This is a genomic window from Novipirellula herctigrandis, from assembly GCA_007859835.1.
Classification (GTDB): Bacteria; Planctomycetota; Planctomycetia; order Pirellulales; family Pirellulaceae; genus Novipirellula_A; species Novipirellula_A herctigrandis.
Genome location: SJPJ01000001.1, coordinates 6,196,090 through 6,220,126 on the forward strand (window position 1 = coordinate 6,196,090; position 24,037 = coordinate 6,220,126).

General features: G+C 52.6%; 23 protein-coding genes. 7 read left to right on the forward strand and 16 right to left on the reverse strand.

What is annotated here, in order from left to right; all coding sequences use genetic code 11:
* Positions 1-22 precede the first annotated feature (22 nt).
* Entirely contained in the window at positions 23-2,461 is a 2,439-nt protein-coding gene (locus tag CA13_RS22710) for a flagellar hook-basal body complex protein (RefSeq protein ID WP_146400556.1), read from the forward strand.
* Positions 2,462-2,516: 55 nt separating this feature from the next.
* Here CA13_RS22710 and atpC read toward each other — a convergent pair whose 3' ends face one another.
* The 11 genes from atpC to CA13_RS22765 all read right to left on the reverse strand — a co-directional run bounded on the left by atpC (position 2,517) and on the right by CA13_RS22765 (position 11,466).
* Positions 2,517-2,903, reverse strand: coding sequence for an ATP synthase F1 subunit epsilon (gene atpC / locus CA13_RS22715; RefSeq protein WP_146400558.1), 387 nt, complete (start codon positions 2,901-2,903; stop codon positions 2,517-2,519).
* A gap of 3 nt (positions 2,904-2,906) precedes the next feature.
* Entirely contained in the window at positions 2,907-4,355 is a 1,449-nt protein-coding gene (atpD, locus tag CA13_RS22720) for a F0F1 ATP synthase subunit beta (protein ID WP_146400560.1), read from the reverse strand.
* Between the two features lie 109 nt (positions 4,356-4,464).
* Positions 4,465-5,349 carry an ATP synthase F1 subunit gamma gene (gene atpG, locus CA13_RS22725; protein ID WP_146400562.1) on the reverse strand — a complete coding sequence of 295 codons (885 nt, stop codon included), beginning with the start codon at positions 5,347-5,349 and terminating at the stop codon, positions 4,465-4,467.
* Between the two features lie 41 nt (positions 5,350-5,390).
* Positions 5,391-5,804: a DUF4870 domain-containing protein gene (locus CA13_RS22730; protein ID WP_146400564.1), complete on the reverse strand. Its 414-nt coding sequence runs from the start codon at positions 5,802-5,804 to the stop codon at positions 5,391-5,393.
* A gap of 50 nt (positions 5,805-5,854) precedes the next feature.
* Positions 5,855-7,372, reverse strand: coding sequence for a F0F1 ATP synthase subunit alpha (atpA, locus tag CA13_RS22735; RefSeq protein WP_146400566.1), 1,518 nt, complete (start codon positions 7,370-7,372; stop codon positions 5,855-5,857).
* 86 nt (positions 7,373-7,458) lie between these two features.
* Positions 7,459-8,085, reverse strand: a complete 627-nt coding sequence (atpH, locus tag CA13_RS22740; RefSeq protein ID WP_146400568.1) for an ATP synthase F1 subunit delta — start codon at positions 8,083-8,085, stop codon at positions 7,459-7,461.
* 75 nt (positions 8,086-8,160) lie between these two features.
* A complete protein-coding gene (atpF, locus tag CA13_RS22745; protein WP_419194712.1) occupies positions 8,161-8,925 on the reverse strand; it encodes a F0F1 ATP synthase subunit B in 765 nt (254 codons plus the stop codon).
* 50 nt (positions 8,926-8,975) lie between these two features.
* Positions 8,976-9,224 (reverse strand): ATP synthase F0 subunit C, encoded by a 249-nt coding sequence (atpE, locus tag CA13_RS22750; protein WP_146400570.1) that lies wholly within the window; start codon positions 9,222-9,224, stop codon positions 8,976-8,978.
* A gap of 141 nt (positions 9,225-9,365) precedes the next feature.
* A complete protein-coding gene (gene atpB, locus CA13_RS22755; RefSeq protein WP_146400572.1) occupies positions 9,366-10,373 on the reverse strand; it encodes a F0F1 ATP synthase subunit A in 1,008 nt (335 codons plus the stop codon).
* Between the two features lie 57 nt (positions 10,374-10,430).
* Positions 10,431-11,081 (reverse strand): hypothetical protein, encoded by a 651-nt coding sequence (locus CA13_RS22760; protein ID WP_146400574.1) that lies wholly within the window; start codon positions 11,079-11,081, stop codon positions 10,431-10,433.
* 19 nt (positions 11,082-11,100) lie between these two features.
* On the reverse strand, positions 11,101-11,466 hold the full coding sequence (locus CA13_RS22765) for an AtpZ/AtpI family protein (RefSeq protein WP_146400576.1): 366 nt from the start codon (positions 11,464-11,466) through the stop codon (positions 11,101-11,103).
* 498 nt (positions 11,467-11,964) lie between these two features.
* Here CA13_RS22765 and CA13_RS22770 point away from each other — a divergent pair, with 498 nt between their 5' ends.
* Together CA13_RS22770 and CA13_RS22775 are read left to right on the forward strand one after the other, a co-directional pair.
* Positions 11,965-13,293: a DUF4912 domain-containing protein gene (locus CA13_RS22770; RefSeq protein ID WP_146400578.1), complete on the forward strand. Its 1,329-nt coding sequence runs from the start codon at positions 11,965-11,967 to the stop codon at positions 13,291-13,293.
* 200 nt (positions 13,294-13,493) lie between these two features.
* Complete coding sequence (locus CA13_RS22775; protein WP_146400580.1) at positions 13,494-15,029, forward strand: hypothetical protein; 1,536 nt, start codon at positions 13,494-13,496, stop codon at positions 15,027-15,029.
* A gap of 203 nt (positions 15,030-15,232) precedes the next feature.
* Here CA13_RS22775 and CA13_RS22780 read toward each other — a convergent pair whose 3' ends face one another.
* From CA13_RS22780 to CA13_RS22790, 3 genes are read right to left on the reverse strand one after another with little or no spacing between them, the layout of a single operon-like run.
* Positions 15,233-16,450, reverse strand: a complete 1,218-nt coding sequence (locus CA13_RS22780) for a glycine C-acetyltransferase (protein WP_473087478.1) — start codon at positions 16,448-16,450, stop codon at positions 15,233-15,235.
* 9 nt (positions 16,451-16,459) lie between these two features.
* Positions 16,460-17,488, reverse strand: a complete 1,029-nt coding sequence (gene tdh / locus CA13_RS22785; protein WP_146400581.1) for an L-threonine 3-dehydrogenase — start codon at positions 17,486-17,488, stop codon at positions 16,460-16,462.
* Positions 17,489-17,526: 38 nt separating this feature from the next.
* Positions 17,527-19,158, reverse strand: coding sequence for a M48 family metallopeptidase (locus CA13_RS22790; RefSeq protein WP_146400584.1), 1,632 nt, complete (start codon positions 19,156-19,158; stop codon positions 17,527-17,529).
* Between CA13_RS22790 and CA13_RS35510 the strand changes: the two genes are divergently transcribed.
* Positions 19,157-19,282, forward strand: a complete 126-nt coding sequence (locus tag CA13_RS35510; protein WP_419194713.1) for a hypothetical protein — start codon at positions 19,157-19,159, stop codon at positions 19,280-19,282. The two genes, CA13_RS22790 and CA13_RS35510, sit on opposite strands and share 2 nt — an antisense overlap.
* 211 nt (positions 19,283-19,493) lie before the next feature.
* Here CA13_RS35510 and CA13_RS22795 read toward each other — a convergent pair whose 3' ends face one another.
* Positions 19,494-20,531, reverse strand: coding sequence for a DUF3500 domain-containing protein (locus CA13_RS22795; RefSeq protein WP_146400586.1), 1,038 nt, complete (start codon positions 20,529-20,531; stop codon positions 19,494-19,496).
* Positions 20,532-20,713: 182 nt separating this feature from the next.
* Between CA13_RS22795 and CA13_RS22800 the strand changes: the two genes are divergently transcribed.
* The 3 genes from CA13_RS22800 to CA13_RS22810 all read left to right on the forward strand — a co-directional run bounded on the left by CA13_RS22800 (position 20,714) and on the right by CA13_RS22810 (position 23,499).
* Positions 20,714-21,346 carry a class I SAM-dependent methyltransferase gene (locus tag CA13_RS22800; RefSeq protein ID WP_146400588.1) on the forward strand — a complete coding sequence of 211 codons (633 nt, stop codon included), beginning with the start codon at positions 20,714-20,716 and terminating at the stop codon, positions 21,344-21,346.
* A gap of 115 nt (positions 21,347-21,461) precedes the next feature.
* The gene (aroF, locus tag CA13_RS22805; RefSeq protein WP_473087479.1) at positions 21,462-22,463 is read left to right on the forward strand and encodes a 3-deoxy-7-phosphoheptulonate synthase; all 1,002 of its coding nucleotides are present in this window, start codon (positions 21,462-21,464) and stop codon (positions 22,461-22,463) included.
* Positions 22,464-22,524: 61 nt separating this feature from the next.
* Positions 22,525-23,499 carry a class I SAM-dependent methyltransferase gene (locus tag CA13_RS22810; protein WP_146400592.1) on the forward strand — a complete coding sequence of 325 codons (975 nt, stop codon included), beginning with the start codon at positions 22,525-22,527 and terminating at the stop codon, positions 23,497-23,499.
* Positions 23,500-23,510: 11 nt separating this feature from the next.
* On the opposite strand, the gene CA13_RS22815 is transcribed toward CA13_RS22810, so the two are convergent.
* Positions 23,511-23,816 carry a hypothetical protein gene (locus CA13_RS22815; RefSeq protein WP_146400594.1) on the reverse strand — a complete coding sequence of 102 codons (306 nt, stop codon included), beginning with the start codon at positions 23,814-23,816 and terminating at the stop codon, positions 23,511-23,513.
* Positions 23,817-24,037: the final 221 nt, after the last annotated feature.

Genomic DNA, 24,037 nt, shown 5'->3' on the forward strand with positions numbered 1-24,037 from the left:
TACGCTGACAGGACCAAAGTCGATGGGACTAACCTCCGCACTGACCACCGCGCTAACTGGACTTTCTGCTGCGGAAACGCAGATTGACGTGATTGGTAACAACCTTGCCAACTCGCAAACGGTCGGTTTCAAATCCTCCGACGCCGTCTTCGCGACTCAGTTCCTGCAAACACTTTCGCTTGGTGGTGGTCCGACGGCGGACAACGGTGGGACGAATCCTCGGCAAATTGGGCTGGGTGTGCAAGTGGCAGAGATCGCTGCCAACCACAACCAAGGGACAATCGAGATTAGCAGTAGCGCGTCGGACTTGGCGATCCAAGGCGACGGCTTCTTCATTGTCGAAGGTGCTTCGAGCGAACGTCTCTATACGCGAAACGGGATTTTCAGACTCAACAGCAACGCGGAACTTGTCAATTCAACGGGCCAGCGACTCTTGGGTTACGGAATTGACGAACAATTTCGATTGCAGGAATCGGACCTAGTGCCGTTGACGGTTCCACTGGGAACCGAAAGCGTTGCCAAGGCGACGGAGAACGTGACTTTTGAAGGTGGATTGACGCCGGAGGGTGACATCGCCGATGCGGGACAGATCGTTCAAAGTCTCCGGCTTGGCAACGATAAGGTACCCCGGCCCGATGCAACCGGTGTTTCCATTAGTAGCGCACCGTTATCCGACCATACGAATATCACGGTTAATAATACGGGTGTCGGAACGCTTGCCGCGGGGACTTACCGGTATCGCGTGGCCCTGGTCGATTCCAATGGGAACGAAGCGGCGCCAAGCGGCGCGGTGACGGCAACCGTCGCAGCCAACGGACGGATCGAGCTTGGTAATCTTCCGCTTGATCCCGATGGTGGTGATTACCCGACGGTGAACGTTTACCGAACAGCCGTCAATGGCAACGACTTTTTCATGCTTGGTTCGGCTACGGCGGGTACAAGTTTTGTTGATGACGGTGCGACGGCTCTCTCGGCAAATGCACTCGACACCGACACGTTGACCGGTAACTACACGTACATGATCACTTACCACAGCAATGGTGAATCGGAATCTCGCCCGAGCGTATTGATCGGACCACAAAACATCGTCGCTGGACGTGTCTCGCTTTCTGATTTCCCGACACCACCGATCCCGGCGGTTGGTGATGGTTATCCAAGCTACGATGAAATCCGTGTTTACCGCAACTTGTCGAACGACCAGAACAACTTCTACTTGGTGGATACGGTTGCACCCGGTGATACGTTTACCGACGGTAAAACAGACGCGGAAATCGCAGATCTAACAACGACCGGTAATCAACTGCTTGATATGGACGGCCCCCAAGTTAACGCCAGTACGCTATTGACGGACGTGCTCAAACGTGACGGGCTTACTTATTCAAATGCGTTTGAACTCGGCACGCTCAGCTACTCAGGTCGCAAAGGTGGCAGGGCACTGGGAACAAAAGAATTCGAAATTACTGACACCAGTACGATGCAAGACTTTATTGACTTCATTGAAACATCGTCGGGAATTCAAACGGTTCAAGTGGATGGTCAGAATCCAATTCCGCAATCCCAAAATAACTTGCCTGGCCAATCCGGAGAAATTTCTCCAGGTGGCTATATCCAGGATGGAGCAATTCGTTTTGTTAGCAACAATGGCGAGGCGAATGCACTGACCATTGACCTATCCGCTTTCCGAATCGAAACGGCATCGGGGAATGTTACAACGCCAAACCTTGGCTTTGGGACGATCCAAGAAGCGGTAGGGCAAAGTGCGGTGAGTGACTTCGTCGTCTACGATTCGCTCGGCGTTCCCATCAATGTTCGCATGACTGCGACGTTGGAAAGTCGCACCGATGAGCAGACCGTTTATCGCTGGTATGCCGATAGTCCCGAAAATCAATCGGTCAACGGAACGAACATTGCCGTTGGAACGGGGTTGGTTCAATTCGATGGGAACGGCAACTTTATCGCCACGACCAATGATCAAGTTGCGATCAATCGTAATGGCATCCCTAGTGTTTCGCCGCTGCAGTTCACCGTCGACTTCGGCAAAGTATCGGGTTTGGCAACGCAAGAAGCCACGCTTGCAGCGACCCAACAAGATGGTAGTGAACCAGGGGTGTTGAATAGCTTTGTTGTTGGTGAAGACGGCACGATGCGAGGCGTATTCAGTAACGGGATCTCACGTGACCTTGGAAAGCTGCAATTGGCTCGATTCGCCAACCCCGTCGGTCTGGAATCACGTGGATTAAACGTCTATGCCCAAGGCGTCAATACGGGGCTTCCCGTGATGGGTGGTCCGGGTGAGAATGGCATTGGTAGCGTGATTGGTGGTGCTTTAGAGTTGAGCAACACCGACATCGGCAAAGACTTGATTGAGTTGGTGTTGGCCAGTACCCAATACCGAGGGAATAGCCGAGTGATCACAACAAGCCAGCAATTGCTTGACGAGCTATTGAACCTACGACGATAGAGTCGTCATTCAGGTTCTTAGACGAATTCCGCGTCTGAGTTACGGCGCGTCTGAGTTACCGGGACGCTCGCAGTTGCCCGCGAGCTCGGCGGATTGCCGTTTCTTTGAGTTCGGCTTGTTCAGGCGTCACCGAAGGCATTTCGAATGCCTTTTCGAGCGAGGCTTGTGCTTCCTCGCTGTCGAGCAAATCGACGGGGACTGCTCGCGACGTGACGACATTGACGACGTCTTTTTCTACCTGTGCAAAACCACCGTCGATGAAATAGCGTTCGGGTCCCGCCGCGGTTTGTAGACGTAACGTTCCAAAACCGAGTCGGCCGATGAATGGCGCACGGCCATTCAATACGCCTAGCTCACCATCATACATTGGTAGCACCACCGAATCCGCTTCGCGGTCAAATTCGGTTCGTTCAGGGGTGACGACAACACAACGAATCGACATGAGCTACTTCGACTCCATTTTCTTGGCTTGGGCTTCCGCCTGTTCGATCGCTCCGACGTACATGAACGCTTGCTCGGGCAAGTGATCCCACTTGCCATCACAAATCTCTTCAAAGCTGCGGATTGTGTCTTCGAGCGACGTGACCTCACCCGCTTTACCTGTGAACACTTCGGCAACCAAGAACGGTTGCGACAAAAAGCGTTCGATTCGACGAGCACGATGCACGACGGTCTTGTCTTCTTCGTTCAATTCGTCGACACCGAGAATCGCGATGATGTCTTGAAGTTCGCGGTACCGTTGCAAAATCGTTTGTACTCGACGAGCGATCGCGTAGTGGCGGTCGCCGACGTATTGTGGATCCAAAATTCGCGAGTTCGACGCAAGCGGGTCAATCGCTGGATAAATACCCTTTTCCGAAATCGCTCGTTCCAAGTAAATGAACGCGTCCAATTGGCTAAACGCTGTAGCCGGTGCAGGGTCGGTCGGGTCGTCCGCAGGAACGTAGACCGCTTGGACCGATGTGATCGCTCCCTTCTTGGTTGACGTAATCCGTTCTTGAAGTGCACCCATCTCGGTTGCAAGCGTTGGTTGGTAACCTACAGCCGATGGCATCCGTCCTAGCAGTGCCGACACTTCCGAACCGGCTTGCGAGAAGCGGAAAATGTTGTCGACGAAGAGCAACGTGTCCGCTCCGGTGGAATCGCGGAAATACTCGGCCATCGTCAATGCCGATAGCGCGACGCGAAGACGCGACCCAGGTGGTTCGTTCATTTGACCGAACACCATACATGTCTGCTCGATCACCTTGCGACCGGTTTGACCAATTTCGGTTTCCTGCATTTCAAGCCACAGGTCGGTTCCTTCGCGAGTTCGTTCACCAACGCCTGCAAAGACCGAATAGCCACCATGACTGCTAGCGATACGAGCGATCAATTCGGTCAGAATCACTGTCTTACCCAACCCCGCACCACCGAACAGACCCGCTTTACCACCACGGACGAACGGGGTCAAAAGGTCGATCACCTTGATGCCGGTTTCGAACACTTCGGTGCTGGTTGACAATTCCGAAATCAAAGGAGCTTGGCGGTGAATTGCCCAGTAGTCATCGGCTTGAACCGGGCCACGATTATCGATCGGGTTACCGAGCACATTGAAGACGCGGCCGAGAGTCGCTTGGCCAACCGGAACCGTTACCGGTTTTCCGAGGTCAAGAACATCCATGCCACGCATCATGCCGTCGGTACTGCCTAGTGCGATCGCACGGATACGTCCGCCACCGAGGTGTTGTTGACATTCACCTACCAAGTTGATCGAGACGCCTTTGTGCTCGCTCTTGATTTCGAGTGCGTTGTAGATCTCGGGCAGTTGGCCTTCGGGGAATTCAGCGTCGAAGGTCGATCCAATGACTTGGGTAACCTTGCCGGTCACACCTTGTTCGGTTGCAGTGGACATAATTTTTGTTAACTGGGTTTTCAGGTGGTAAATGCGTAGCGGAACTCGCGGAGAGTTCCGGTGATTATGGGTTCCACGGAAGTCTCAGCAACTTCCGCTACGTTGTTTTCTATCCTTCGAGGGCCTCGACGCCACCGATGATTTCCATGATCTCGCCGGTGATTTGACTTTGTCTGGCTCGGTTGTAAGTCATTGAAAGTTGCTTGATCATATCGCCCGCGTTCTCGGTTGCTCCCTTCATCGCAATCATCCGAGCAACTTGCTCGCTCACCGCCGCGTCAAGGAAGCACTTGAACAATCGCACCTTGAAACTGGTCGGCACGACCTCCTCCAAAATGCTCTCGGCCGATGGCAGGAATTCGTATTCGGCATTCACGCCGGATTGCTCTTCCTCTTCGCTATCCATATCGAGCGAACCGAGTGGCAACAAAGTTTCAACGATTGCTTGTTGGCGACTGGTGCTGATGAATCTCGTGTAGACCACATCAAGTCGATCAAGCTCGCCAGTAATATACATCGACAAGTACTTGTCAGCGATCTTTTCGACTTCTGCAAAAGCCGGTTGGTCTTCAAAGTTCAAATAGGCATCGGCCGTCTTGATTCTGCGAAATTTCAATCCATTCAAACCACGTTTGCCGCTGACGTCGACGGGACAATCTTCGACGGTTTCGCGAAGTTGACGGATGGCCGGCACGGCAGTACGAAGAATGTTTCCGTTGTAGCCGCCGCACAAGCCGCGGTTGCTGCTCAGAACCAAGACTCGCGCATGTTCGGTCACTTCGCGTTTCTCTAGTAACGGATGCTTCACATCCAAACCGGCGGCGGCCAACCGACTGACAATCTTGGTGATTTGATTTGTATAGGCCGTTGCCGCATGCGCACGATCCATCGATTTCTTGTACCGCGCCGTCGCGATCAATTCCATCGTTCGCGTGATCTTGCGAATGTTGCGAATGGATTTGCGTCGTTTATCGAGTGCTCGTGCGTTGGCCATAAAATTCTAAACAGGCGGTTATAGCTTTTCTGAAACGGGATTCATTGAAACAGGCGAATGTTATACGGGTACTCGTAGGCATTGCCATCTCGGACCGAAAGTGCGGCAATCACTCCAAAGACAATTTGCAAAATCAAGGGCGCGAAAACGATTGGAAACAATGTCCCGCAGCTTAGCAGTGTGATCGCTACACAAATCGCACCGAGAATCAGCAAGGTGATTTGGAAATTCAGAGCTTCTTTCGCTTGTGACTCCACAAAAGGTGATTTGTCTTTGTACATCAAATAGAGGATTAACGGTCCGACGAAGCCAACCAAGCCACCAAGCACGATGCCGACACACCCGCTCAGGTGTGCGATCAAAGCGAGATTGCGGTCATCTTGGTTTGGCGAATAATGATCGGGTACGTCGTTGTCTATCTGCTGCGGTTCGGGTGGCGAAAAAGGGTTGGACATCTGGAATCCTCGCTTGATTGGCCACTTGGGTTTCAAACAGGTTAAGTTCGCTACGCTTCGACCGGCTTATAACCGGCTTTGAATTCCTTAATCACGGCAACGATCTTTTCAGCAATCTCGTCAGTCAAGTCTTTCTTGTCATCCAATTCTGCAAGCAGTTGGCTGTGCTTGTCTTTGGCATATTGCAAAAAGTCTTTTTCCCATTGTGGGACCGATTTGATTGGCACATCATCAAGGTGTCCGCGTGTACCAGCGTATAAGCTAAGTACTTGCTCGGAGACCGCCATCGGTTGATATTGCGGTTGTTTCAGCAATTCCACCATTCGGTATCCACGGTCAAGTTGGGCCTGGGTGGCCGAATCCAGGTCCGTACCAAGCTGGGCAAACGCTTCTAAGGCACGAAACGCAGCCAAGTCGAGGCGCAAACCACCGGCAACTTTTTTCATCGCCTTGATTTGAGCCGCACCGCCCACTCGCGATACCGAGATTCCCGCATTCATGGCCGGACGAATCCCAGCAAAGAATAAGTCGGGTTGGAGGTAAATTTGTCCATCGGTAATCGAAATTACATTCGTGGGAATGTAAGCGGAAACTTCCCCTTCAAGTGTTTCGATGATCGGCAAACTGGTGATCGATCCGCCGCCGAGTTCCTCCGACAATTTGGCCGAACGTTCGAGCAACCGGCTATGGCAATAGAAAACGTCCCCGGGGTAGGCTTCGCGGCCTGGTGGGCGACGCATCAACAAACTCATTTGGCGATAGGCCGTAGCTTGCTTACTTAAGTCATCGTAAACAATCAGTGCGTGGCCACCGTTGAACATGAAGTGTTCGGCCATCGCGGTTCCGGCATACGGTGCGATGTACTGAAGCGGAGCCGGTGCACTGGCTCCTGATGCGATCACGCAGGTGTATTCCATCGCGCCTTTTTGCGTCAATACTTCGACGATGCTGGCGACCGCTGAGTCCTTTTGGCCCACAGCGATGTAGAAGCATTTAACGCCTGTGCCTTTTTGGTTGATGATGGCATCGATTGCGATTGCGGTCTTACCGGTTTTTCGGTCACCAATGATCAATTCGCGTTGACCACGTCCGATCGGTGTCATTGCGTCAATCGCTTTGACGCCCGTTTGCATCGGCTCGGTGACCGGTTGTCGTTCGGCTACACCCGTTGCGATAATTTCCACGGGTCGAGTGATGTCGGTTTGAACGGGCCCTTTGCCGTCGAGTGGGTTGCCCAGCGGATCGAGCACACGCCCCATTACCGCGTCGCCTGCGGGAACACTCAACAGGGTTCCGAGTGCTTTGACTTCGTCACCTTCTTGGATCGACAGGTAGTCGCCCAAAATGATGACCCCGACCGAGTTCTCTTCAAGGTTGAAAGCCAACCCGATCGCGCCGTTGGGGAATTCAACCATCTCCCCGGCCATGACTCCGGAAAGTCCATAGACACGTGCGATCCCGTCACCGACTTCCAACACGGTGCCGACTTCACGAACGTCAATCTTACTGTCAAATTGATCGATCTCTTGTTGCAAGACCGATGCGATCTCGTCGCTGCTAAATTTCATGGGTAACGCTAATCGATTGATAGGGGCGTTGAAATGGTTTGGTAAAAGGGTGGCAACGTCGCACCACCATGACTGCTGCTTTGCTTTTAATTTTCGTTCAAAAACGTCTCGAACCGTTTCATCAACTGGCTCGAGAAACCTTCGCGAGCCTTACGGCCCATTTGATCCAATCGGTTCGACACACTGCCATCGAACACGGTGTCGCCGACACGAATGACCATGCCGCCGACCAAATCGGGGTCCACCGATTCTTCCAAACGAACCGCTTTGCCGAGTACCGAGGATAACCGCTCGGATACTTGCCCTCGCAAATTTTCATCTAGCGGAACGGCCGATGTTACTTTCGCGACAACTCGCCCAATCGATTCGTCAAGCAACTTCTCCGCCGCGACGCGTACGGCCGAGATATAGCCGAGTCGATCACGATCGGCCATCACTTTCAAGAACTTGACCAACACCGGGTGAAACTCTTCACCGAAAATCCGGTCCAGGACTCGAACTTTCTCTGTCGGTTTCACTCGCGGTGACGCAAAGGCGGTCGCTAGCGGCTCGCTTTGCGAAATGTATTCGTCGACCATTCGGCCTAACTGCTCCACGACCACTTCGGCGACGCCCTGACTGCTGGCCGCTCCGATTAGTGCTCGCGCGTAAGTCCTGCCCAATTGCTCGGCTCCGGTATCAAGAACCGTGTCGTGTTTTGGGGCTTCGCTCATGGGGCGCTCTGGCGTTTCAAATAACGCATCGATGAAATGGTGATGGAATCGGGAAAGTTTTGACTGAAAAGGCTACTAGTTGTTGCTTGGCAGACGATCGAGTGATTGACGGATCAAGTCCGCATGATCGCTCTCTTGAAGCTCACGACCGACAACCTGTTTCGCAACATTCACGGCGATTTGGGAGGTTTGTCCAGCAAGTTCAGTCAACGCAACCTTCTTGGCGGTCTCAATGTCGGCAACGGCACGCTCGCGGTTATGATCCGCTTCTGCTTTCGCTTCGGCTAAAATCCGTTGGCTATTGGCTTCCGCATCACGGCGAGCTTCGGCCAACATTGCTTGCACTTGCCCTGACGCTTCATCGAGTTTGGTTTGGTACTCGCTCAGCAATGATCGTGCCTCGGCATTGGCTTGCTCCGCACCTTCAAGATCGCTGTGGATTTTGTCTTCGCGTGCTTTCAAACCACCGAGTACCGGGGGCCAAACAAACTTGGACAAAATCGCCAGCACGCCAAGGAAAATCCCGATGTTAATGACGGCCGAACCAATGTCGAACTGCAAAATCGGTGGCGTGTGAGTGTCACTGTGATCGGCATCTGCATCGTGACCAGCCTCTGCATCGTGACCAGCGTCCGCATCGTGACCAGCGTCCGCATCGTGATCGGCTGACTCATGGGTGGCTGCATCAAGATCGTGTCCGGCTTGGCTATCACCGCCGTCCTCGACCGCTTCGGCCGCAACCGGCTCAGCAACTTCCGCATGGCAAACCGCTCTCGAGCAGACTCCGACCGTCATGACGGCAAAGCTTACAATCGACAAACGAACAAATTTCAAAAGCATCGGGTCGCCTTTATCGCAACAAACCGAGAAAAGGAAACGAGGCAAACAACTTAGGTGAGGATATACATCACGATCAATGCAATCACGGTCACCCCTTCGATCAACGCTGCGGAGATCAGCATTTGCGTGCTGATTGGGCCAGCGGCTTCAGGTTGACGCGAGATCGATTCGACTGCGGTTGCACCGATACGACCAATGCCCCAGCCGGCACCTAGGATTACGAGACCGATGCCGATCCCAGCACCCATTTTGCCAACATTGAGAGCTTCTTGAGCCAGAATCATCGCCAATTCAAACATCTTCACATTACTCCAGAGGTTATTTTCTCGAACAGGAAAAGTCCGCCACCGTTTTGAGGCTAGCAGACCAATTGGGGTTAAAGGTTAAATTTCAGCGGAAAGGGTTTCAACGAACAATCGCTGTCCCTTATCCGAATAGGGCTAATCGACGAGTGGACCTAAACGTTTGAGGTCACCAATCTTATCAAGGTCCATTTGGGCAGCATCTGAACCAGGTTCGTCATGCTCGTGATCCTCGTGATGCGTCGCCGTCATCGAAATGAACAGGACCGTCAAAAACGTGAAGATGAACGCCTGCAAAAAACAGATGAACAACTCCAACAATGTTAAAGCAACACCGCCAAGGATGACCGACAACTCGACACCAATTCCGAGCATCGTGGACACCTTCGCAGCAGAAAATACCAGACCGACAAAAGCGGCAATCACCAAGTGGCCCGCCATCATCGTTCCAAAAAGCCGCATGGCAAGTACCACCGACTTGATACACAAACCAACCCACTCCAAAATGTAGAGGGGAATGCCAATCAGTAGCATTTTGGGATCGTCCCAGCCAACGGGATTGAAGTGGGCGAAGAACGCCTTGGCACCAGTTTCGCGAATGCCGATAAACAAAATCGCCACAAAGCTACACAACGCCAACATCACGTTGAGCGACAAATTGCCCGTCGCAGTGCCGCCCCAATGAGCATAGTGATTGTCACCGGTAATCGATTGCAGGATATAGCCAATCGGAATCAATCCCATCACGTTGCAGAACAGGATGAAGAAGAAAACGGTCCAAATGTAATAGATATATCTGTCAGTCATCGAGCCAAGGTTCGGCCGAGCGACTTCATCGCGTATGAATGCAGCCATCGTCTCGAAGAGCTGCGAGATTCGCCCTTTCGTTTTGTAGGCTTTTAGTCCTTCACCCTTAGGCCGGACACGAAATGCCACATAGGCAAACACCAAAATGACCGTGATCGCCGCGACCGCCGTCATCATCAAATGATTGGTGATAAAGAACTGGTAATGACCGTCGTAAATGTTTAACGCAGGGATATCACCACCGCCTACATCGAGGTCAAGCAATGGATCCGGGTGCAGTGGATGCGGAACCACATGGGTGATCGGGCTGTGATCGGCAGCGGCAACGAGGAATGGCATCCGATAATGTCGTTAATACAGCGAGAAAGTGAAAAGGACAAAGACGAAAGCTTGGTTTCACATTCGTGAACGAACGATAGTAGACACTTCAATTGTCGTTAGGTAAATGTACCAACCGAGAACATTTAGTGCGATCCAATCTTGCGAATGGGCCAATTGATAACGGCAGATCAAAAACAGTGCAACCGTGCCGACAATGCGAAACATCATTGCACTGCCCCAAGCGACGGTAAAGTGACCAAAGTCAGCCCACAATTCTTCCCTTGTTGGTGCAACTTTCTCGAGCGTTCCGCACTCGGATACATCGACTCGATCAACGGCCTCGATTTGACGCTCAGAATCAGGCAGACGCTCAGGATCAGGCAGACGCTCAGAATCAGGCAGACGATCGGGATCAGGCAGACGATCGGGCGAAGATTGCCCGCTTTGGGGCGCTTCCTCGGTTCCGTGGCCCTTCGAAGTGATCTCGGCACGGCGACGAAGCCTGTACCCGGGTAACATCGAAGCGATCGCGATCAGCCCGCTAAGGATGGCAAGAAACAGAAAACTACTCTGCAATTCAGGTGCGAGCATCATCATCCCAGCGGACAGAGTGACCGTTGCCAAGCCCCATCCGATCGTCACCGCTCGAATCGCCCGAGCGTACGAGTCGACTATCGAAACGGGTTCGAGAATGGGGCGATCGCTTCGGACGGCAGCATCATCCAATCTTATGGAATTCCGTGTTTCACTTCGATTTGGTGGGGAATGGAGCAGGTTCGTTTCGTTTGGGGGGAACCTGATTTGTCGCTCCGCTCTTCAATGCGACGATGATAAACCGAGTCATCGCAAGGCTAAAGCCGACCAACATCGCCAAAGCAGTCACAAAGGGGCGATCGGCTTGACGCCAATCATCAATCCAATAGCCAAATGCAGTAAACATCAGGGTGATCCCGGCTAGCTCGAGTCCCATTCCGACGAGCCGCATCCAGACATTCTTGGAGGTCCTGCCTCCTCTGGGGCCTATCGCCGGAGTTGTTCGAGTTTCTTCAGCGGTTGGCTCGATCTGCTCCTTTAATCTTCGGCCTTTCTCGATTTGATCTTCGTCCGTCACTGCAACTCTCCTCCCGTACGACCTCGTTTTGGGCCAGCTCCTCGTTTTGAGCCAGCTCGGACTACAAGCTCAACATGGTGTCTACAATGATGGTAAATCAGGGGTGCGGTGTATTGTCGCATGCCGATTGGCCTGGTTTCCGCCGTTCGAACCGAGAATCACCCTAGCACTCGCAGGTCAAAAGGACTGTAAGCACCATTGTTCGGCCAGCAGACGCGGACCTAGGAGCTAATTTGGCAACCTACTCTGAGATGGCAAGGTGCGGCAGCTGGGGATTCTTCTGTAGTTTTACTGAAAATGAGGGCTAACCCTCAATTTCTACGAACTTAACTGGCCGTTTTACCTTTCCGCATCTAGAACAGGGGTCTGTCCCTTGTCATAATGATTCAGGTGACGATTGTGCCATTACTGACGGATAGGCGGGGTCGCCAATATCATGATTCATTGACAACTTGAGCCGAGAAATCGGGGCGAGCGACACAGCTAGGAGACCGGAAGTTGATTAAGAACGCTGATTTGAAAGTGCAAACTAGACGAGAGCTCGCGGAATTAGCCAAGAACTACGGCGTCGAAGGTTGGCACGGCATGCGGAAAGATGACCTCGTCACGGCTATCTCGAAAGTCCAACGTCGTTTGCGACGTGCTTCCACTGCGAAGCAACGCGCTTCAGCGCCGAAAAACGGCGGCGAAACAAAGGCGCGTGGGAAAAAAACGGTCGCCTCCACCGCCACCAAAACTGCAGCGCGTGCCAACCGAAGTGCGTCTCCGTCAAGCAAGGCAAAGCAGTCATCAACCCCAAGCAAGTCGGCCCAAATCGCCGCGGCCCGAGCTCGTACGGCAGCGGAAAACGCGAAGAAGAATGCCGAAGCAGCGGCGAAATTGGAAGAAAAGGAACGTATCTCGGCAAAGACCGCTCGGATTCGTGCCCAAATGCGAAGCCGACGAGAGACGATGCAAAAACATCGTGATCTGTCTACGGCAACCCTCGTGGGAGGATCTGCGGTTGCCCGCGGATCAAGCCGAACTCGCACTCCTGATCCTCATCAGGATCGCGTCGTGTTGCTGGTGCGAGATTCCTATTGGCTGCAAGCAACTTGGGAAATCACACGCGCCAGTGTTCAACGAGCCGAATCGTCTATGGCCGAACGATGGCATTCCGCCAAGCCGATGCTTCGTCTGTTAGCGGTTGGCGATATTTCCAACAACCAAGCGGAAGTGGTTGCCCGCGATATCCCGATCCACGGCGGCGTGGATAATTGGTACATCGATGTTGATGAACCACCCTCCCGGTTCCGTGTTCTGGTCGGTTACTTGGCAGATACGGGGGACTTCTACACGCTTTGCAGAAGCAATGTTGTCGAGACTCCGCCACCAGGTGAATGTGATCGGCTCGACGAACATTGGAGTGATATTGCCGAAGACTACGAACGAATTTATTCCCTCAGTGGCGGCTATGAGAGCGACGCGGGGGACTTGAAAGAGGTCTTCGAAGACCGCCTCCAACGCCCCATGCCATCTCGTGGTGAACAAGGTCAAATGGTGGCCGATCCAAGCTTGCTGCGTCAATCCAAGCTGCCATTCAAAGTGGATGCGGAATTGATCGTGTTTGGGAAGACGGCCCCTAGCGCAACGGTGAACATTGCCGGTCGTCCGGTTAAGCTCCAAACGGATGGTTCGTTCACCGTTCGCGTAAAACTGCCTGACAAACGTCAAGTACTTCCGGTCACTGCAGAAAGTCGCGATGGACTTCGCCAACGAACCACCGTCGTCGCAGTCGAGCGGAACACCAAGGTCATGGAAACAGTCGAGCTCGACGACCGCTTCTAAGCTTTCCAACGACATTAACGGAACCCGTATTGGGTTTTTGATCGAAAACAGGGACTTCAAAAGAGTTCCTTTTTTTTGTGACTCACGCAGTATCTGCTTTCGCTTCTGTTATCCTTAAAGCTTCGCCAGACAAGCACTACTAAATCACCGGTAAGGTGTCTGGCAATTTATTGTCTCTAACTTTGAACAGGGCACCCTCGATGAACCGCATTGTTACCGTTTCGATTCTGCTCGCCGTTTGCGCTATTGCAACTCTTCCTTCGACGACCGCTGAGGCGCAATTTGAAGGGATGAAATACCGTGTCCCCAAAGACGCGAACTCAATCGTCTTGATTAACGCCGAAAAACTGTTTGGGTCACCCGTTGCGAACCGTGAGCGTTGGGAAGTTCGTCGTAAAGCTGCCTTCGATGCGGGGATTTCTGCATTGCCACCTGATGCAACGGCGGTCCTCTTGGCCGGGCGTCTCGACCATGAATTTGGCGAGACAGTATGGGAAATGGCGATGATGAAATTGCGAAGTGATCGTAACGTCGCTGCCGCGGCGCAACGATATGGCGGTACGATGGACACGGTCGCAGGACGCTCTGCAGTGCGATTACCGAACGACCAATACGTTATTCAAATCATGAGTAACCTGATTGGTTCTTACACGCCTGCTAATCGCCAAGATGTTACTCGATGGCTAAAGTCGACCGACGTTGGATCGGCAGCAAAGCTTCCTGACTATTTGGAACGAGCCTTCGGTTACGCTGCAAAAGTTGGGACACCGATCGTGATGGCTCTCGATGTCGAAGGTGTCATTTCTGGCGCGGCTTTGAAACAACAGTTCGATCAATTCGAGTCCCTCAAAGGTTCCGGTGTTTCCCCTGACGCGTTGGCCAAGTTGATGGAAGGAGCCAAAGGGGTCACCCTTGGCATTACCGTCCAAGGCGATACGGTCGGTGCAATTCGCGTCGATTTTTCGGAGTCGCCTGAGTTCTTGGCGAAGGTTGGCAAGAATTTGATTATTGAAGTCATGCAGAACCAAGGTGTGATGATCGAAGAAATTCGCGATTGGAAACCATCGATCAGCGGCAACACGTTCCTGCTTCGCGGAACCCTATCGACCAATGGCACTCGACGTGTATTGAGTGTGTTGGCATTGCCACCGGCGCTTGCTGACGCGATGCACGAAGCCACCTCACCCGGTTCCGATCCCGAAGGGTCCGCCAAACGCATTGCTTCTCAGCAGTACTTCCAATCAATCACAACGTTACTTGACGACCTGCGTGAGAAGCCTCACCGTGATCATGTTTCAAGCTTTGGTCAGGCTGCTGCTTGGTACGACCGTTACGCTCGCAAAATTGACCAATTCCCAATCTTGAACGTCGACGATCAATTGCTTGATTTTGGCGCTCAAACCGCGACGCTGCTTCGCAATGGTGAAATGGCGATGAAAGGGGTTGGCATGCGATCGTCGGTTCGAACCTCCGGCAACAATCCGACATCAGGCGGTTACTATGGCTCCTATGGCGGATACCGGGGCGGTTATTATGGCAACTTTGGTGCAGCGGTTGGGGCAAATGTGAATGCCGCGCAAGCCTCGATAAGGGAAAAAGGTCGGACGGACGCGATCATTCGAGGTCAAGAACGAACCAGTGGAGCGGCAACGGTCCAACAGATTTGGCAACAGATCGACGAAGCGACCGCGGCGATCCGCCGAGAAATGGTTCAGAAGTACAGCGCCGACTTCTAAAGTGAGTGGAGGGCGAAATCGCTCTCCCCTACCGCAATAAAGCAGTTATTTATCGTCGCCGATCTATGGCTGCTTGTGATTCTTAGCCCTCTCACTTGGCAAGATTGACTCGTCTTTCTTGTCCAAGTTGGGTTGCGAGCCGATCGGCGTTGCTACCTTCATGGCGAACGGTCGTGACGACACGAGCTGCCGATTTTGGTGTTTTAGATCCCCAATTCCCGCTTTGCTTCGGCGAATTTTGAGAGGGCGAATTCAATGTCCTTTTCGCTATGCGCCGCGGAAATTTGAGTACGGATTCTCGCCTTGCCTTTGGGGACAACCGGATAAGAGAAACCGACGACGTAGACTCCTTTGTCGAGCATTTTGTCAGCCAAAGTGGAAGCTAGCGACGCATCGCCTAGCATGATTGGCACGATCGGATGTTCGCCTGGGACGATGTCAAACCCGGCCTCACGAAGTCCTTTGCGAAAGAGTTGTGTGTTGGATTGTAAACGATCGCGGAGCTCCGTCGATTCGCTTAGCAGTTCAATCGCCGCGATCGAACCTGCAACAATGGGCGGCGCTAGGGAATTGGAAAACAGATAGGGTCTTGATCGCTGACGCAGTATCTCGACGATCTCACGCCGACCACTAGTGTAACCGCCACTGGCCCCGCCAAGGGCTTTGCCGAGCGTACCGGTGATAATGTCGATTCGTCCCATCACGTCGTTGTGCTCGTGGGTTCCTCGGCCTCGCTTTCCCATGAATCCGACCGCGTGTGAGTCGTCGACCATGACCAATGCGTTGTAGCGGTCTGCCAGATCACAGATGCCACGAAGGTTGGCGATCGTTCCATCCATCGAAAATACACCATCTGTTGCAATGAGGCGAAAACGTGACGACGCCGACGATTGCAATTTCGATTCCAACTCGACAAGGTCGTTGTTTCGGTAGCGAAACCGTTTTGCCTTGCAAAGACGTACGCCATCAATGATCGATGCGTGATTAAGCTCATCGGAGATCACTGCATCTTCTTCAGTCAATAGTGTCTCGAATAGACCGCCGTTAGCGTCGAAGCAGGAAGTGTAAAGAATGGTGTCTTCGGTCCCCAAAAATTCACTCAGTCGTTCTTCGAGTTCCTTGTGAATCGTTTGGGTACCACAAATAAAGCGGACCGAAGAGAGTCCGTAGCCCCAATTCAGCAAGCCTTCACGGGCGGCTTGGTTAACGAGTGGGTGTTCGGCTAAGCCGAGGTAATTGTTCGCACAAAAATTGATTACCTCACGCCCGTCTCCAATGCGAATGTGCACGTCTTGGGGAGAGGTGATTTTGCGTTCGGATTTGTAAAGCCCATCGCTGCGGATTTGCTCTAGTTGTTTGGTAAGATGCGTTTTGAATTCGCCGTACATCAGGATGAATTGTGTGAGAGGGAGGGTGAACAAGCCGTAGGGTTACAAATTCCAATCGAGAATCACTTTGCCGGATTGTCCCGACATCATGACTTCGAACCCTTTTTCAAAATCAAGACAATGAAAGCGGTGGGTAATGACAGGATAAATGTCGAGGCCGCTTTGTAACATAACCGTCATCTTGTACCACGTCTCATACATTCTGCGTCCGTAAATTCCTTTGACGGTTAACATGTTGAATACCACTTTATTCCAATCGATCGCGATTTCGCCCGAGGGGATTCCAAGCATCGCAATTCGGCCGCCATGGTTCATTTGATTGATCATGTCACGGAACGCGTCCGGATTCCCTGACATTTCCATGCCGACGTCAAAGCCTTCTCGCATGCCAAGTTCTCGTTGCACATCGGCAAGTTTTTCGGTGCGTACATCGACACAAAGAGTCGCTCCGAGTTTTTTCGCTAAATCCAATCGCCAAGGATTCACATCTGTGACAACCACATGTCGTGCCCCGGCATGCTTCGCCACCGCCGCCGCCATGCATCCAATCGGCCCAGCACCGGTGATCAAGACATCCTCGCCAAGTACGGGGAACGTCAATGCTGTGTGAACCGCGTTTCCAAAGGGATCGAAAATGGAGGCAACGTCACGATCAATCGAATGGTCGTGGTGCCAAACATTCGTCATGGGCAACGAAATGTATTGAGCAAAAGCACCTGGGCGGTTAACGCCGATTCCCTTGGTGTGGGCACAGAGATGTCTTCGCCCCGCCATGCAGTTACGGCAACGACCGCACACCACATGCCCTTCGCCGCTGACGATGTCACCCGTGCGAAAGTCCGAAACATTACTGCCGATGTCGACGATTTCACCTACAAATTCATGGCCAACGACCATTGGAACAGGAATGGTTTTTTGTGCCCAATCGTCCCATTTATAGATATGGATATCGGTCCCGCAGATTCCGGTGCGGTCGACTCGAATCAAGACATCGTTGATGCCAATTTTCGGCTCAGGGACGTCTTCCATCCAAAGTCCCACTTCGCGTTCACGTTTAACCAGTGCTTTCATCGAATCATCCTCGTTGCTTGATCGGTTGGGATAAACCGCTAGTCTGCCTTGTCCAACAACAGTTTGTGTTCGGCGGCAAGAATGTTTTCTAGCTTCGTCACGTTGTCTGTAGTGATCTTTTTTCCTGTCACTTCGCTGTAGAAATCGAGCGTAATGTTTTCGCAAAGTTTCGTCCACTGCTCGATCAAATCGTGTGCTGGCCGGCCGACCGAAACGATGCCAGGTTTGGCTAATGCCATCGCGGCTTGCTTGCGGTCGCGTGTCGGTGGGTGGGTATCCAAAGCGTCTTGCTGTTCCTTTTCGGTTGCATTGGCGATTCGGTCGATCGTGGTCGCCGGCATCGTTTTACCAATATGCTGAACCAAGCGAGGAATGTTGTCGACCAATATGCCTTGCCCGTAGAGCATCTGTAAATTGCTGATCGAAACGCCATAGGCAACCGCATAGCGTTGGACCAGCGTCTGTGAATCGCTAAACGCTTTGCTGCCTGCCAAGTGAATCGCATAGCGGTCCGCATCAAACTCCATCTCGCGTGATAGGTTTCCGCTAATCGCGTGCCCTGCGTAGGCGAACCACCACATCATGTAGCGTCCGATGTAGCCAATCACATAAGTGATCGCCCACAGTAAACCGAAAACGCTCGAACCCGCCTCGGAATTGGATACTGCATAGGCAACGACTTCATCGCGATAGGCTTTGTGGATCGCTGACTGCATAAACCACCCGTTCAAATTGCAGAGCACATACTGCACTCGCATTCCCGTATCTTGGCAGAAATGACCGAATTCGTGGGCAATCACCGATGCAAGTTGATCGGCCGTTTGAGTGGCAATCAGCGGAACGCCAAGGGTCAATACGAGATCGTTATTCTGGAAGCTCAGCAGTCCGCTTTCGAACGAAGCCGACGCGTTGAATTCACAATTAAGATCGATTCGCGACGGAGCGGGGGCACCGAGCTTTTTGCAGATTTGGTCAACGAACTCATACATCGTTGGTTGTTCTTCACGAGTCAGTGTCCGTGTTTCAGGCGATTTTCGATTACCACTAAACAAGGTTGCGATAACCGCAAAGACCATACTGAAAATCGGCACCCAAGCAGCAAGCAGCAGCAGCCCTAAGCCGATCAACCCAAAGACAATAAATGGATTTGGTAATTTGCCTGTCGGCTCACTCCCCATCCACGTAAACAAGCCCCATCCCATGACAATTGTGGCGATGACGACCAGCAAAACAAACAAAGCTGGCAAGAGCAACATCATTCCCGCCGTCCCAATCAGGGTCTTTCCGTACGAATGAGCTTGCGATACCGGTTCAAACTTACCTTGAAAGCAGCCGGCGATTTGCGATGGAGTCAACTTCGCACTGATTGCCGCAGCGTGACGTTTCTGTTGAGCCTTGACTGCGGCATCCACCGTGGCTGTCGCCGCATCGAGCGCATGAAAGAAATCATCTGGTTCGTCGTTAGGATTGAATGCCTCGCTAGGGTTCAGAGTGTCGGAAGGATTTAAGGGTGACGTCTCGGTCGGCAACGCCGAAGCGGCCAGTTTCGCTGCTAAGCGACTTGCGAGGGCCTTCTTGTCCTCCGGTGCATTCGTTGCGGGCGTCCTGAACTCTGATGCCTCGGATTTCGATGCCTCGGATATTGCGGACGGCATTGAAGGCGGTGCCATGGTGAGATTGGTCTTCGTCGAACGACTCGGTGGCTTCGGACTCGGTGGCTTCGGACTCGGTGGCTTCGGACTCGGTGGCTTCGGACTCGATGGCTTCGGAATCAAAATTGCCTTGCCACACTGAGTACATTTGGCTCGCCGACCCGCAGCATTGTCGGGAGCTTGGAGGACGTGGCTGCAAGCGGGGCACCTAAATCGAATCATCACTCGGCTCCAATCATCACGTACAAAACAGGCAAAGCACAATAACGTTCTCGCACGGTCTCCGACGTCAGGGATCGATCGGGTTTTGCGTGAATCTTTGCGGATCGGCTTCGGCTTGGAAGCAAAGAGGACTATTCGCCGTTAGGTAAGTCAAAGTCGCCGGTGAGGTCACGCCAGAAGCAATGAATGTGGTTTGCTGGGTTGCCGGAAGCATCTGGTTGCGTGTTGACGAATTCGATCAAGAAACTTTGTCCGCGGATTCGATAGTAGTGTCCAATGCCAGGTTTCGTTGCGCCAGCCCAAGCAAAATGGACTTTTTCCCAGCCATTGGCTTCAATCAATTCACGACGCTGTTGCGAGATCGGTTCGGGGGCTGCATCGGTATAAACAGCCACCAATCGCTTGAGCAAGTCTCTTTGAGGTTGTTGCATGCGGCCGAATCGAATGCCCTCGGGATCGCCTACTTTTGCTTGAGGTTCGCCAGCGAATCGCACTTCGGCGGGAGCCTTGGATGCGATGATCGCCACTTCTTTTTGCTGGTCATCGAGACTTTCGAGAAGTTCAAAACCAAGATCCTCTTCTTCCCGAAGCACACGAATTCCTTTGCCCAGTGGTCCTTCGACTTCGGTCATAATCGTGGCGGGATTGGATGCGAAAAATTGCGGAGTCGTATCGACAAGCGTTCCGCCACGGCAGCTGAAATTGAGCGACATATGATGCCCTTCGAAACTGAGTCCCCAAGCGTCCGTGTCACTGGGGGTTCCGAAAATGGTAACAAAGTACTTCTGTGGATCGCGTCTCGCTTCGCTGCCGGGGCCTTCGAGTTGTCGCAGCACGCCTTCAAGCAGCATGATTTGGCTCGCCTTTCTATAGCCCGCCTCACTTAAGGCCGTTCGCAACAGTCGCAGTGCCGCAGTTCGTTGTGCTGTGTTCATGTCACGCAGTGCAACACCCTTTCGCGTCGGCATGGGAATGAAATGCCAAGCGACGCGTTGCTCCGAATCATACGGTTCGGTGACCTTGGTCGATTGTTCTTGGTCGAGCGTGGCTAGGAACGCTTCCGCAAAGACTTGCAGTTGCTTCCCGGGCGGATCCGCTACCTTCATCCCAATAAGTCCGCAGGTCGAGACCAGGAGAACGCCCAAGGCAATAAAACGAATAGATCGCATGAGAAGGATTTCGTTGAGAGAGGATGGAACAGAAGCGAGCAACCTCGGTCGGATGCTTAGCGGGGGCGAGTACAATTTCATCGAAGTTCGCTACATTGTAGTGTATTGGTTTCCTCACGACACAATCACCTCTTCGGAAAGTAGTCAAATTGAGCCTGCCACGAACCCTTGAGCCCGAAAGCATGGACACGATGGATGAAGCCATCTTGTACCTGGATATGAACCACGAGCAAATCAATCGCGTTTTCACCGACGATTTGTTTGCGGGTGGTGCGGTTGGACCGCGTGTGATGGAGCTTGGTTGTGGGCCAGCACTCATTGCGATTGAAATTGCTCGGCGCGACGACGCGTTGCAGGTCATGGGAATCGATATGTCGGTGGAAATGCTGGACATGGCCAAACGACAAGTCGATATAGCGGGGTTGCTCGACCGCGTTATGCTGCAGCATGCCGACGTCAAAGCGATGGATGAATTTGAGGAAGGCATGGCCGATACGGTCGCCTGTAATAGCGTGATTCATCATTTGGAAAACCCGATTGCGGGGTTGCGAACCGCCATTCGACTTGTCAAATCGAACGGGCGAGTCTTTATCCGGGATCTTTACCGACCTGTAACCGAACCCGAAATTGAAAAATTGGTCGAGATCCATGGCGAAGGGGAACCCGAAGCGGCCCAGCAGCTCCTTCGGCAATCGCTACACGCATCCTTGACGCTCGAAGAAGCTCGCGAATTGGCGTCCGAATGCGGAATCTCTGCCGAATGTGTCAACATGACCAGCGATCGCCACTGGACTCTCGATTGGACCAAAGCGTAGAAAAAGAGCGGGACTCGTTTTTAGACCGGTTGGAAAAAATCGGTCCTCCAATCAGAATCATGGTGGTTACGAATTTCTAAATTCAGCTACTGCTGGTGCAAAAATGATTGTGGTAATGGAAACGGGCGCTACGGATGCCCAAGTTAAAGTCGTCGCTCAACGTGTCGACGCGTTGGGTCTAAAATCGCATGTTATCGTTGGGACCGAACGAGTCGTCGTCGCAGCGATTGGCGAGAAAAGGGAGCATTTCAAAGATTCGCTCGAAGTCCTCGAAGGGGTGTCGGCCGTCGTCCCGATCGTGGCTCCCTACAAAATGGCGAGTCTCGAAGTTCGCGGCGAACCGAGCTGCATCGAAGTTCTCGACTTCAAAGCCGGCGCGGGCCAGTTCGGCGTTATCGCTGGTCCTTGCAGTGTCGAAAGCGAAGATCAAATTCTGCAAACCGCCCGCGCGGTCAAGGCTGCTGGTGCAACGGCCCTTCGCGGAGGTGCCTTCAAACCACGGACGAGCCCTTACAGTTTCCAAGGTCTTAAAGAGGACGGCCTAAAAATGTTGGCCGCGGCTCGCGACGAAACCAATTTGGCGATCGTTACCGAGGTTATGGGCACCGGCGATGTCGACTTGGTTGCCAAGTACGCCGATGTGCTTCAAATCGGTGCTCGAAATATGCAGAACTATCGATTGCTTGAAGCGGTTGGTGCAGTCGGTAAACCAGTGCTACTCAAACGAGGTGCGTCGGCGACGATGGATGAATTCCTATTGGCCGCCGAGTACATCCTCAACGAAGGAAATCCAGATGTCATGCTTTGCGAACGAGGTATCCGTACGTTCGAGGAACACACGCGATTCACCTTGCCGCTGGCAAGTGTACCGTACCTGCATCGCAAAACTCACTTGCCAGTGATCATTGACCCTAGTCACGGAACGGGGCATACCTACATGGTGCCGGACATGGCGGTTGCCGCCGTCGCAGCGGGTGCGGATGGGTTGATCTTGGAAGTTCACCCCGATCCAAGCTCCGCGATGAGCGATGGGTATCAATCGCTGAACTTTGAAGGCTTCGAGCGAACGATGCAGCGAGTGAATGTCGTGCGACAAGCACTCGCGTCGCTATCGTAAGCTCGCTTCCAACTGCGTCTCATCGCTTCCCTATACCCAGCCATGATTTTCTGACACGGCCATGACTGCTCAAGACCAAACGCTCGACCATTACCACGAATTGATGAAAGTCAATGCCGTTTCGCAACTGCTCCGCAGTTCGCGCCAAACGGGAATCCTCAATGAACTGAGGAACGGCCAACGAACGATCGACCAACTTTGCGAATTGTTGGGGGTGTTGCCTGAACCAACCTCGCTTCTGGTCGACGCGCTGGTCGCAGTTGGGATTGTGGAAAAGTACGGTGACGATTTAGCGTTGTCGTCAGCGGCGCAATTGCTATGCAACTATGACGCTGATCTTGGCGATTCGCGATGGAGTCAGCTGACCGATCATGTGCGTGGACGCAATGAACGTTCGAATGTCGATTCGGTTCGCTATTTCGAACAGGTTGCTGCGACGCAGTGGGTTCACACTCCCGCGGCAATCCAAGCCGCGGAAATTTTGAATTTGGGTGGCGAAGGTGAAATTGAAGGAGCAAAAATCTTGGACCTTGGTTGCAGTTCAGCCGTATGGAGTTGCGCGATGGCGCATCGCGATGCGAAGGCAACCATCACAGCGGTGGACGTTGAGGGGCCGTTGGCAGCAGCGACGACGATGGCGGCTTCGATCAATGTGGCCGATCGGTTTTCGGTGATTGAATCCGACCCCATGGATGTGGAATCATTGGAACCGATTTACGATATCGTATTGCTTGCCCAACGACTCTTCGGGCTCGGGGGCGACGATCAAACGCGGTTGCTTGCAAAGGCCGCGTCGGCGACGAAGTCTGGTGGACGAATCGTGATTGTCGATTTGTTTCGTGGTCCAACGAAACCGAACTTGGCTGAGAGTGTCGAAGCGTTAAAACTTCAACTGGACACACCCAGTGGAGCGATGAAGACGCTCAAAGAATCCGAGCAAATGCTAATGTCGGTAGGGTTTGGTCAAATTCAGTTTTCTTTTCTAGCCGCAAGTCGCGTCAATTTGGGATTGATGACTGCGACAAAACCCAAGTAAAAGATTCGACGTTAGTTGTTGCTAAAACCGAGTGCAAGAACGGAATCGCGACCGAGCGGGTTCTTTAAGAATTGGCGATGGCATTCAGGGCAAAGGTCATACGACGAACAATGGCTCGTCTCAGGCAACGGGAACTCGAATTCGTCGTCTGCAATGCCTTCGAGGATTTGGTGCAGTTCGGTTAGGTGATCGATGTCTTCGTCGAAGTCGCCGCGATTGGAATCGGAATTAGCTTGAACCTGAATCTGAACGGTGTAACGCATTTCGGTAGTTGCATCGATTTCTCGTTTGCATCGATCGCACGTGTAATGAATCATGAATCAAGTATCCTGCCAATAAAAGTGATATCTCGCAGAAGTCTTTGGCAATGATGCCAAATAACGATCAAGAAAAAAATGAATTAGAAAACGTCTTGCAATAACTTTATGTTAGTGACGCAGGGGTATGGGTCGCAAGCCAAATTACTGCCACTTTTTGGAACAATCTTTCTTCTCTTGACAATCGACCCGTGATCGGTTTAACGAAATTTTGATCGCCA